This is a genomic window from uncultured Collinsella sp., assembly GCF_959026545.1.
Taxonomy (GTDB): domain Bacteria; phylum Actinomycetota; class Coriobacteriia; order Coriobacteriales; family Coriobacteriaceae; genus Collinsella.
In genome coordinates, this window is record NZ_CAUFLV010000009.1 from 1 (window position 1) to 12,013 (window position 12,013).

Genomic DNA, 12,013 nt, shown 5'->3' on the forward strand with positions numbered 1-12,013 from the left:
GGAGGCGGGCCTGATCCTCTCGTAGATTTGTTCAAGAAGGTGTTGCCACATCACAATCGTACCGCGGGCTTGCGCGGGCGCGGGGCCTCGCCCCGCCGCCGGACCCACCCGGCGAGCGCGGTGTCGCTCGGGTAGCCGAGCTCCCTGACGGCCGCGCGGACGTCGCCCAGCCTGTCGTAGGCCTCGAGCGCCGCCTCCCTCTGCTCCCTGGAATACAAGGCTTCTCCTCTCCGCCCGGTCTCCAAGATTTCTGCCGCACGCCCTTTCCGGAAGTTTTGTCGAGTTGTGCTACCGTTTGCCGCCACAAGGCGATCCGAACAGAGACCTCATCGAACAAGCGAGTTGACCGCGGGGGCAAGCGGCCATAGTGATCGCCCCCGACCTCGATTTTGCGGGTTTCATCGGAAACATCACAGCTCGTACGTGACGACCTGGGGCTGCGCGGGGTCGACGGGGTCGGGTACCTCGACGCGCACGAACTTGAGCGTCACGCGCTCGAAGCCGGCCTTGTGCAGGACGTCGGCGTACACCTCGGCCTGCAGGCGGTGTTTCTCATGCAGCCGCCCGGGCGTCTCGTCCGGGCTCCCACCGGTCTTGTAGTCGATCAGCAGGGCATGACCGGGGCGAGCGGGGTCGGTGCACAGCAAGTCGATGGCGCCCTCGGCATAAGGCCCAAAGCGCCCCACGAGCCCGTCCATGCCCAGCGTGTAAAACGGCACCTCGGCACGGCGGCACGGCCAGGCAAGTGCCTCGGCGCGCACATCGCTCGAAAGCCAGCGCGCGACCGCGGCATCGAAGCGCTCGCGCTGGGCGGGCGTGCAGCCCCAGTAGCGGCACAGGGCGTCAGCGCGCTCGGCGGGCAAATCGACGCGATCAAGTTCGATCAACCACTGACATGCGGCATGGAAGGCGCTACCCAGGGCGGTCGGGTCTCCGGCACGCGACAGAGCGGCCCTCTCTTCGCGCTCATCGCGCAGGGCGTCGACCTCGCTCGGCGCGACCGCCTCATCGATGTCATCGCCCTCGGGAGCCCCGGCGGCGGCCGCACGGTCCTCCCCCTCCTCGTGCAACTCGGCGGAGATCGATGAATAACTGTACGAATCACGTGGGGCGCGCTCGGCGGGCACGACGCGCATGTACACACTCGCCGGCTCGACGAGCGTGAAGGAATCCGTCGGTTCGGGTGCCGGGGCGTCCGCAACCGAGGCCTCCGCATCGGCCGGCTCGGCATTCGCCTCGTATGCGGCGCCGCCATACGAGAAGTCCCTGAGGGCGATCAGCTCGAAATCGCCCGCTTGGGCGTTGTCGAACACGAGGCGGTCGCACGCGAGCGAGGCGCCCTCATCGGGCAGGATGCGCTCGAGCACGGCTTGCGTGAGATCCAACTCGGGCCTGAGGGCGAGAGCCGCGTCCTTGCCGCGGCCAACGGGCACATCCATCGCGAGCAGGCAGACCTCGCGGGCGCGCGTCATCGCGACGTACAGCAGACGGGCCCGCTCCTCGAGTGCGAGGCGGTCCTCCTCGTTGCGCATGGACAGCCATGCCTCGGCGGCCGATCCAGTCGCGCACACATCGTCGACCAAGCTCGCATCGAGCCAGGGCCCCGTGGCGCCCGATCCGCTCAGATACTTCTTGAACTGCTTCTCCACCTCGGCGCCGTCGACGAAGGAGCCGGACGAATCACGGCAACTCGGAAAACGGCCGGGCAGGGCGACGAGGCCAATCGTGCCGTCATCGCGGCGGGCGGACTGCATGCGATCGGAGTTGGATCGGATGCCGAAGCACTCCGACACCGCGACTACGGGGAACTCGAGGCCCTTGGAGGCGTGCACCGTCATGATGCGCACCGCGTTGCCCCCCTCCTCGTTGAGGGCGCCGGGTGCCTGCTTGCCCGCCAGGAAACGGTCGAAGGCGAGCGCCACCTGGCGCGGCGCGTTGCCCAACTCGGCCTCGGCCTCCGCCACGGCGTCGATGGCCTTCAGGACATTCGCAGCCTGCGCGCGGCCCTCCGCCCCCCGCTCGGCGAGACGGACCATCCAACCGGACTCGTTGACCACATCGCGCACGATCGAAGTAAGCGGGTCCTTCCCCAGGCGCGAGAGAGCCCGGCGCAGGACGCTTCGGGCACGGGCGAGCAGTGGAAGCTCCCCGAAGCCCGGTGCGTCGTCATCGACGAGAATGCCGAGCTCGATATTGCGACGGCGGGTCTCGCCGGTCTGCGCATCCCATGCCGTGGCCAGGGCAAGGAATTCCTGGACGCCCAGGGCGAACAGCGGCGAGGCGAGCACGGGGGCGAGGCCTTGCGCGGTATCGGCCAGGTTGCCGAGCATGTGCACGAGCGCGCGGACGGTCTTGGCCTCCTCCGTGGAGGCGAACACCGATCCGCCGCTGATCACGCAGTCGAGACCCTGCGCGCGGATCGCGTCCGCGTACACGCCGGCGCGGGGCATGCCGCCCAGCAGCAGCACCATGCCCCCCACGGGCTGACCGGCATCGGCGAGCGAGCGGAACCGGCGGGCGATGGCCTCGGCCTTCGCCGCCGTGCGTTCCTCGGTGGTGCCGCCGGCGACGAGCAGCGCCTGACGGCGCGAAGCCGCCGGTGCGACCAGACCGTCGACGCGCCCGTCGTGCGGGAGCAAATCGAGGAAGCCCGGCATGATGCCGCCCTTCCCGCCGTCGAAGATGCGGGCGACGTACTCGAGCACCTCGGCGTGGCTTCGGAAGTTCTTGACGAGCTCGACCACGGATCCTACGGATCCCGCGTCCGCCTCATCCTCGATACGGCGCTGCGCGCGACGGAAGACCTCGACTTCGGCGCCGCGGAATCGATAGATGGACTGTTGGGCATCGCCGACGGTGCACAGGGCGCGACCGCCCTCGCCCGTCAGGAAGTTGATGAGGTCGACCTGCTGCTGGTCGGTGTCCTGGAATTCATCGATCATGACCATGGCGAACTTGCCGGCGTACGCCTCGCGGATGCCGGCATGGTCGCGCAGCGCCTCATAGGTGAGACGGAGGAGGTCGTTGTTGTCGAGCGCCGAGCGCTCCGCCTTGAGGGCGGCGTACTCGTCGCCGACGGCGCGGGCGAGCGCGAGCAATTCATCGAGTGCGGGGCCGCCGAGGGCCAGATAGGCGTTGACGAAGGCGTCGGCCGCCTCCGCCTTGAGCAGGGCCACCTGCTCCTTGGGAAAGGCCTTGCTCGGACGGGGCATGCCGCAGGCGAGCATGCAGGAAGCGAGGTCGCCGCGCGTCTGGGGGCCGCTCTCGTACGCCTCGAGGGCGTCCAGCGCGATGCGCGCGGTCTCTGCCGCCTTGGCACTCGCGCCGAGGCACTGGCGATAGGCGTCCATGAGGCCGGAGAAGTCCGCCGTGCCGCGGACGAAATCGATGTCGTCGAAGCCGTGGCGCGAGGCGCTCGCGCGCTCGAGCAGCACGCGCACCAGGCGCCTGGCACTCGTGCCCGCCTCGAAACCGGAAGGGTCGAGCTCGCCGGTGAGCGGGAACCACTCCCTCAGCGCGCCCAAACCGTCCCGCTCACGGCCGATCACGGCATCGACCGCCCGATCCATGAGTGGGCCGGAGACGGATTCATCCAGCACCGTGAACTCGGGGTCGAGGCCGAGTTCGAGCGCATGGGCGCGCAGAATGCGTGAGCACATGCCGTGAATGGTCGAGATCCAGGCGTCGTCGACCTGCAGGGCGACGTCGGCCATCCCCTCCTCGATAAGGGCGCCACGGACGCGCTCGCGGATCTCGGCCGCCGCATCCTTGGTGAACGTGATGGCGAGCACCTGGTCGAGGCTCCGGATGAAGGGGCCGGACTCGGGCGAGAGCGCCCACAAGATCCTGCGCGTGAGGGTGAAGGTCTTGCCCGAGCCCGCGCCCGCCGAAACGAACAGCGGGCGGTCGAGGGTGGTCACGATGTCGCGTTGCTGCGGCATGAGGGTGGAAAGATCCATCGTTTAAGCGTCCCTCCGCTCGAATCCAAGGTCGTGATTGAACGCGCACCGCGCGCCTGGCTTCTCCGCCGCCGCCACGTCTCCCGCCTCGAGGGAGTCGAGCTTGCGCGCGATGGTCCGCTCGACGCGGTCGAGCAGCTCGTCAAAGCTCATGGAACCGCCGCGTTCGGTGTCGGGGAAGCCCGTCCGCAGGCCGGGCACGCGGCCGTCGCCACGCTCGACCTCGGCGAATTCCTCGGAAACGGCGCCACGCATGGCGGGGGCGCCGCCCTTGGTCGAGAAATAGAGGGCTCCGCGGGCGTCGAGGGCGAGCTCGGAGTGACGCAACGCCTGCGCGTAGATGAGCGACTGCGTATGCTCGGGCAGCCAGTCGGGGTCATCCGCCGGGACGGTGCCGTCGCGCTTCGCCACCGTGGGGTCGGAGAGCTTGAAGGCGTTGACGTCGGCGCGGTGCTTGTAGTCGATGACCATCGCGCGTCCCTCGGCATCGACGTCCACGCGGTCGATGCGCCCGCCGAGCGGGCGCCCGGCGTACTCGACCCCGAGGCCGTTGAAAGAGTACTCGAGGTATTCCGGCGCAAAGGGCGCGAGCGCCTCGGCCTCGTACCGGACCACCGCCTCGAGCTGCGGAAGGATCTCATCCACCTGCGCGCGCTCGAGGGCCGAGTGCGCGACGAGCGCGCCGGAGCTCGAGGTCTTGTTGCGCGCATGCTCGGCTCGGACGCGATCGAACACGCTCCGCAGCCTCTCCAGGCACCCCGCGAGATTCTCGGGCGTGACGCGCGGGATCCCTTCCTCGATGAGCTCGGCGTGCAGGCGATGCATGACGTCGTGAACGAAATTGCCCTTCTCCATATTGCCGAACCCCGCATCAAGCGACTGGGGGCGGACGCGCGATGAGATGAACCAGCACAGCGGACAGGTCGCATAGCTCTCGATCTGCGAGGCGGACAGCTGGCGCGGCACGAGACGGGACGGGTCGGCGGGGTCGCGTTGGTACAGTACCAGATGACGGAGGGCGTCCTTCCCCAGCTCCTGCGGGGGCAGGCACGCCACCCGCTCGCAAGCCAGGCCGGCGCCGGCGGCGATGTCGAGATCCCCCACGATATCGCCCTCGCCCGCCGAGACGACATCCGCGACGCGCCCCGACGCGCGAACGGCCGCCGCCAGCTCCGTCCACATCGCGGCGGGGTAACGGTCCTTCGCCTGGCGGTCATGCGTGACGCGGGCGAGGATTGCGCGAAAGCGCGCCGCGGCCAACGCCCGGTCGAACAGGTCGCGCAGGCGGGCAGCCGGCTCGAGCTCGACGGGAGCGACGCCGAGCTTGGCGGAAAGGGCCTCGAGGGCCCCTTCCTCGTGCGCGAGCGAGAAATTGTCGACGTCGACATCGGCGATGAAGACGGCGTCCACGGAGCCCGTGGGCAGCAGGGCGGCATCGGCGAGCGTCATGAACCGCACGCAGGGCGCCGTCGCGCCCCCATCGGGGCCCGCATGAGCGAAGCCGCTCGACTCGGCGCGACGACGGGCGGATACGGTTAGGCCGTCCAAGACCGTCACGGCCACGGACTGGGGGACGTCCATCTCACGGGCGGTATCCGCCAGGGCCTCGATGGCCTTGGCGGCCATGGTAGCCTCGACGCCGGCGCGGACCGACCCATCCCTCCAACCGAAGGCGCTCGGGGGAAGCGCCGCGGCGACGGCGCACATGGCCTTGAGCGCCGAAACGGGGCGCTCCTGCCACAGATACGAGACGACGCTCGCGCAGACGGCGGGGACCTGGGCATAGGGCCCGGAATGCTCGGAGCGCTGGCGCATGGTCGCGGTCTGGCTCTGGTAGCTCTGCAGGGTGCGCAGAACCGCCTCGGGCGTCAGGGAGCGATTGGAGCGGATCTTCTTATCGAACTTCCGCGCGGAATTGGAGTCCATGCCGGAGAGCGGCGAATAGAGCCAATCGGTGAGTTCCGGCGCGGGCCACCACGTCGCAGCGCGTTCGGGGTCCTCCCCCGCCTCCTTCATGCGGGCGACCACGTCGGACAGGGAGGCGAAGCGACGGCCGACCTCGGTGTCACCAAACCGTGCCACGAGAGCGCACTCCGAGCAGATCCCACGAGCCGCCAAACGGGGCGAGACCTCATCGAACACGTCTGACGGTCGAGCGGAGGCAACCACCACATCACGGCCGTCCGCCACGAGCCCGCTGATGGCGCGCGCGTAGGCGGCTCCGCGAGCATGCGGGCCCGCGACCTCGAGGAACTCGGGGTCGCCCTGGAAGCGCGGGGCAGATGCGAGCGCATCGAGCCCGACCACCTCGACGGGGGTGGGCAGTCCCGCGGCGAGGGATCGCTGGTCGGGGTTGAGCAGCACAGCTGCCTCGCCCACGCCGGCGACGGCCATCAACAGGCGCATCACATGTCCGGGCAGGCGGGAGACGTCGCGCACGGCGACGAAACACGCGCACGCGGGCGCCTCGGAGTCGACGAGCCGCGCCAAGAGGCGGGCGGCCTCCGACGCCTCGACGAGCCCGCGCGCCTCGAGCATGCCGGCGTAATCGCGCACCAATGAGAACACGACGCGCTCGGCGTCATTGTCGGCCTCGGGCAGTTCCTTTCCCGACGCCGCGGGGGCGGCAATCTCAGGCAGCAGCGCCTCGGCAATCTGGCAAACGAGCCGCACCGTGCCCGGATTGCCCCGCAGGGGCGCGATAAAGGCGGCGCTGCGGCCGGCCATGAGCGCGGCGACGAGCATGTGGCGCTCGAGCGGAGCCACGATGCGGCGCCCGTCGCCGAACAGCTCCCACATCCCCTCGATCCACGTCGTGGGCGTCGCCACGTCGACGCCCGTGCCGACATGCGCGTCGGCCAGGGCGCGGCGACACAGGTCCCGCTCGGCGAACGTGGGCACCAGCAGCGTGGCGCGGCCGTGCTCGCGCGCCGCTCCTGCGAGCAGCGATACCTCGGCGCCCGTGAGCGCCGACGCGGATTGCGTCGTGTAGACCTTCAGTCCCATGTCCCCATCCTCGATAGAAGTCTCATCATTCCATCCTACACGCGCGCGCGGACACGTTCGTGTGGCGCGGGCAAACCCCATGCGATCGATGCGGCGGTTGGTCCCCGTCCGCCGCGCAAAAGAAACCGCCCCCCGCAATCTCGTGACTGCGAGGGGCGGGCTTTGGCAGTTGTCGGCACGCGCTAATTATCGCCGAGCTTGACGAGGATACCGCGATAGCCGCCGTACTCGCCGTTGAGCGCCTTGGAAACGCGGCTCACCGTGGTCGACGAGGCTCCCGTGCGCGCCTGCACCTCAACATAGGGCTCTCCCTCGTCGAGATAACGGGCGACCTGCAAGCGCTGCGCGAAGTCGCAGATCTCGCGCGGCGTGCACAGGTCGGTGAGGAATGCGCGAATCTCATCGGGGCCCTCGACGAGACGGAACGCCTCGACGAGCTGATCGACATCGGGTCGCTCGAACATCTTTTCTATATTCATGGTCACCACCAGGCATCATCAATGTACTTGGCAGTAACCCTACTGCCAAGGCGAAGTTTAGCACACTAGCGTGCTAAAGCACCGATGTCATCCGCGAGCGGCACGCGTCACCAGCTTGGTAGCGTGGGGACGAGTGAGAGACGCTCGGCAATTCCGGATGTCCAGCGCACCTCATCCGCATCACTTATGAGCACCGCCTCGACGCCATCGATGCTCTCGGCAAAGGCGAGCCCCTCATCCATGCCGAGCATGAGCACCGTCGTCGAATAGCCATCGCAGTCAAGCGAACGGTCGGCGATGATCGTCGCGCTCGTGACGTCCGTGTGCGCGGGCATGCCGTCAACGGGACTCAGTATGTGGTGATACGTCCGTCCGCCTTTCGAAAAGCGGCGCTCGTGCAGGCCGCTCGTCACGACCGACCCATTCGCCACGTCCACGATCGCGCGATAGTGGGCGGGGTCGCGCGGATTCACGATGCCGATCTTCCAAGGGTCACCGGCATGCACGGGAGGGCGCGACGCCTCATCGGCAGGACGTCCGCCGCGCATAACCACGTTACCGCCCAAGTTGATCGCAAAGCGCTCGACGCCGTGGGCCACGAGCAGCTGAGCAAGATCGTCGGCAATGTAGCCCTTGGCGACCCCGCCTACGTCGAGAGAGCATGCAGGGTCCTCGATGGCAAGCCAGGGCGCCTCGTCGGGCGCGCTCACGCGTATCGCGTCGATGTCCACATGTGGCAACGCACGGGCAAGCTCCAGGGCGCTCGGAACAACTCCCTCGTGAAAATCCCACAGGCGCGTCACCGTCCCCATGGTGATGTCAAAGCAACCCCGGCTTCGCGCGCAGTACCCGCAAGCCAAGCGCACAAGCTCGGCCGTCTCGGGCGCGACATCGATCGGATGGGGGGAGGCGGCATGGGCGCGGGAGATATCCGAATCCGATCGGGTCCGCGATAGATGGCGCTCAAAGAAGAGGCACCGATCCCGACATGCCCGCAAGGCGTCATCGAGTGCCTCGACGGTACGCCCGGCACCTTCGTCTTCCGTCCTCTCGCGACCGTCCCCGCAATACACGTGGAAGTGCACATCGGTGTTGAAGACGAAAAATGAGATGACGCGCGAGCCATCCTCGCCGGGATAAGGCTCCGCCGTCTCAATCTGCGCATAGGCGTACTGTTGCATGGCGTTCCTCACACGTCCGTCGGAATGACGGGGCTTTGGGTAGAATATCCGAGAACGGCCATGACAATGCCACGGCCGCGTACCATTATCTTAGCGTGCACGCCACGTCCTCGGATCCTTCATCGCATATCCGAGTCGCACGCAGACCGAGAGGCCTCTCATGCGCTTTTTCCTCAACTGGCTCTTGACGTCCATCGCCATCGCCATCGCCACGTTCCTCGTCCCCGGCATCGCTCCGTTCGGAGCGGCGGATCCCTGGCTCAGCTTCGCGTTCGTCGGGCTGTTTCTCGGCTTGGTCAACTCGTTGGTCAAGCCTCTCATCACCGTCATCTCGCTGCCGCTCACGTGTCTTACCGTGGGGCTCTTCCAGCTGGTGGTAAACAGCTTCATGCTCGAACTCGCAAGCTGGCTCTCGGTGAATCTGCTCGGTTCGGGGATCTCCATTGCCGGATTCGGATCTGCGCTCATAGGCAGCATTATCGTGAGCATCATGTGCACGATTCTCGGCGTGGTGACCGAGGATTAAGGCAAGCGGCTGGCTATTCTTCCGCCTCCGGATGAGCGCACATCAGATCGGCTATGGTCACGCCCTCCAGATAGTCCTCGATGAGATGATCGAGTTCCCTCCACACATGAATCGTGCGGCAGGTAGCCGCGCGCTCGCAGATGTTGTGCTCTTCGCTCAGACACGACACGGGAGAAAGCGAGCCCTCGGTCAGACGCAGGACCTCCCCCACCGTGAACTGATCGGGCTCACGCGTGAGACAGTAACCGCCGCCTTTGCCGCGCAGCCCCGACAAAATACCGTGACGTACCAACGTCGACAAGATGTTCTCGAGGTACTTCTCCGAGATTCCCTGGCGGTCGGCAATCTGCCTGAGCGGAATACGGCCCTCCGAAGCGTGCTCTGCAAGATCGACGATGACGCGCAGGGCATAGCGTCCCTTTGTGGAGACCAACATGATGTCCGTGCTCCCTTCGCAGTGGTCCGATATGCCGAAGGATAACAGACAACCCCCCTTCCTTTATAGGCAACGATGGTTTTTTCAGCCGACTCCTGCGGAAATGAACGTCATGTTTCAGATTGATTACCTATTCCCTATATGATTGGTATGTAATTGAAGGCGTGCGTACCATGGTCCGCGTGTATCATACAGCCAAGCACCTCACCCCCTCAGAGGGCGGGGCCTCACGTTAGGAGATCGCCATGAGTGCCGTCTACGCATCCATCGACCAGCTGATCGGACATACCCCCTTGCTGGAGCTGACACAACTCGAGCGCGAGGCCAACGTCAACGCGCGCGTCCTCGTCAAGCTCGAGCGCCAGAATCCCGCCGGCTCCGTCAAGGACCGCGTGGCGCTCAACATGCTGAACGAGGCCGAGGCGGCGGGCCTCATCGCACCGCACGACGGCTACACCATCATCGAGCCCACGAGCGGCAATACCGGCGTGGGCCTCGCCGCGCTGGCCGCCGCGCGTGGCTACCGCCTGATTATCGCCATGCCCGAGACCATGAGTGCCGAGCGCCGTGCCCTCTTGGCCGCCTACGGTGCCGAGCTCGTCCTCACCCCGGGCGCCGCGGGCATGAAGGGCGCTATCGCACGCGCCGAAGAGCTGGCGGAAGCCACGCCGAAGAGCTGGATCGCCGGCCAGTTCACCAATCCGTCCAACCCCGCCGCCCATGAGGCCACGACCGGCCCCGAGATCTGGGAGGACACCGATGGGGCGGTCGACATCTTCGTCGCAGGCGTGGGCACTGGTGGTACCATCACCGGCGTGGGTCGCTACCTCAAGTCCCGCAACCCCAACGTCCACGTCGTCGTGGTCGAGCCCGCGAGCTCGCCGGTCCTCTCGGGCGGCGCGGCGGGCCCGCACGCCATCCAGGGCATCGGCGCGGGCTTCGTGCCAAAGGTGCTCGACACCGCGGTCTATGATGAGATCATTCCCGTAGAGAACGAGAACGCCCTCGCAACGGGCCGTGCGCTCGCGCGCAAAGCGGGCGTACTGGTGGGCATCTCCTCCGGCGCCGCCGTATGGGCAGCCTTCGAGCTCGCGAAGCGTCCCGAAAATGCGGGAAAGACCATTGTCGCCCTCCTGCCCGACACGGGCGAGCGCTACCTCTCCACGGCGCTCTTCGCCGAGTAGGCAGCCGCGCCTGCACCCATATCGACCATCCGAACACCGAGGAGCCCCATGACCCGTAAGCGCGTACTCGTCGCCATGAGCGGCGGCGTCGACTCGAGCGTCACCGCCTTCCTGCTCAAGAGGCAGGGCTACGATTGCCTCGGCGCGACCATGCTGCTGCACGGCGACGCCGCGCCGGGGGCGTGCGGAAGCGGCTCGGACGCCGATGACGCCGCCGCCATCGCCCACCGCCTGGGCTTTGCCCACGAGGTCATCGACATGCGCGCGACCTTCGAACGGCGCGTGGTGGAGAAGTTCGTGCACACCTACGAGGCGGGACGGACGCCCAACCCCTGCATCGACTGCAATCGACATATGAAGTTCGGCGCGCTTCTGGCACATGCCCGCGAGCGCGGCTGCGATTACATCGCCACGGGGCATTACGCGCAGATCGGCGCGCTCGACCATGCCCCGTACGCCGACATCCCCCCAACCGAGGCGGACCTGCTCACCGCCATCGTCAATCGACACGACGGGACGGAGGCCGCGCGCGCGCTTTCCTGTGCGCTCGACCCCTCGAAGGACCAGAGCTACGTGCTGTACTCGCTCACGCAGGAGCGCCTCGCACGGGTGCTGTTACCGCTCGGGGGCCTCTTCAAGGAGCGCGACGTGCGCCGCATCGCTCGCGAGCAGGGCTTCGAGAACGCCGGGAAACGCGACAGCCAGGGCATCTGCTTCGTGCCCAAGAACGACTTCGCGACCTACATCGAGCAACGCAACGGCGTGTCTTTGCCTGAGGGCGACATCGTGAACACAGACGGCGAGGTGCTGGGGCGCCACCATGGCGCCATCCGCTACACCGTGGGCCAGCGCAAGGGCCTGGGCGTGGCATGCGCGCACCCCGTCTACGTGACGGGCATCGACGCCGTGGCGAATACCGTCACCCTGGGCGAGGTCGAGGACCTCATGGCGCACGGGCTCATCGCGGACGACTGGATCTGGAGCGCACCTGCTCGCGTCATGGAAGAACTGCTGGATGAGGCGGGGGCCGAGGGTCTCCCCGTTCGCGCCAAGATCCGCTACCGCCACCCCGCCCAGCCTGCGCGCCTATGCCGGGCGACGAGCGGCGACGATGCCACGTTCGAGCTCGTCTTCGACGAACTAGAACGCGGCATCGCCCCCGGCCAAGCCGTCGTGGTCTATGCCGGCGACGTCGTCTTGGGCGGCGGCAGCGTGGTGCGTGCGGTCAAGTAGCCCACCTGC

The 12,013-nt window shown here is 67.4% G+C and carries 8 protein-coding genes; 3 read left to right on the forward strand and 5 right to left on the reverse strand.

Annotated elements, in window-relative coordinates:
* Nucleotides 1-410: 410 nt before the first annotated feature.
* From Q5Q88_RS05470 to Q5Q88_RS05485, 4 genes are all read right to left on the reverse strand, one after another.
* Nucleotides 411-3,959: a UvrD-helicase domain-containing protein gene (locus tag Q5Q88_RS05470; protein WP_302742203.1), complete on the reverse strand. Its 3,549-nt coding sequence runs from the start codon at nt 3,957-3,959 to the stop codon at nt 411-413.
* Between the two features lie 3 nt (nt 3,960-3,962).
* Nucleotides 3,963-6,965, reverse strand: a complete 3,003-nt coding sequence (locus tag Q5Q88_RS05475) for a PD-(D/E)XK nuclease family protein (protein WP_302742204.1) — start codon at nt 6,963-6,965, stop codon at nt 3,963-3,965.
* Between the two features lie 182 nt (nt 6,966-7,147).
* Nucleotides 7,148-7,444 carry a YerC/YecD family TrpR-related protein gene (locus Q5Q88_RS05480; RefSeq protein ID WP_118653947.1) on the reverse strand — a complete coding sequence of 99 codons (297 nt, stop codon included), beginning with the start codon at nt 7,442-7,444 and terminating at the stop codon, nt 7,148-7,150.
* A gap of 107 nt (nt 7,445-7,551) precedes the next feature.
* Nucleotides 7,552-8,625 (reverse strand): FAD:protein FMN transferase, encoded by a 1,074-nt coding sequence (locus tag Q5Q88_RS05485; RefSeq protein ID WP_302742205.1) that lies wholly within the window; start codon nt 8,623-8,625, stop codon nt 7,552-7,554.
* A 160-nt stretch (nt 8,626-8,785) separates the two neighbouring features.
* On the opposite strand from Q5Q88_RS05485, the gene Q5Q88_RS05490 reads away from it, so the two are divergent.
* The gene (locus tag Q5Q88_RS05490) at nt 8,786-9,151 is read left to right on the forward strand and encodes a phage holin family protein (RefSeq protein WP_118653949.1); all 366 of its coding nucleotides are present in this window, start codon (nt 8,786-8,788) and stop codon (nt 9,149-9,151) included.
* Nucleotides 9,152-9,164: 13 nt separating this feature from the next.
* Here Q5Q88_RS05490 and Q5Q88_RS05495 read toward each other — a convergent pair whose 3' ends face one another.
* Nucleotides 9,165-9,587 (reverse strand): Rrf2 family transcriptional regulator, encoded by a 423-nt coding sequence (locus Q5Q88_RS05495; RefSeq protein WP_302742206.1) that lies wholly within the window; start codon nt 9,585-9,587, stop codon nt 9,165-9,167.
* 245 nt (nt 9,588-9,832) lie between these two features.
* Here Q5Q88_RS05495 and cysK point away from each other — a divergent pair, with 245 nt between their 5' ends.
* Both cysK and mnmA read left to right on the forward strand, forming a co-directional pair.
* Nucleotides 9,833-10,771, forward strand: coding sequence for a cysteine synthase A (gene cysK / locus Q5Q88_RS05500; protein WP_302742208.1), 939 nt, complete (start codon nt 9,833-9,835; stop codon nt 10,769-10,771).
* 48 nt (nt 10,772-10,819) lie between these two features.
* Entirely contained in the window at nt 10,820-12,004 is a 1,185-nt protein-coding gene (gene mnmA, locus Q5Q88_RS05505; RefSeq protein WP_302742210.1) for a tRNA 2-thiouridine(34) synthase MnmA, read from the forward strand.
* The last annotated feature ends 9 nt before the right edge of the window (nt 12,005-12,013 follow it).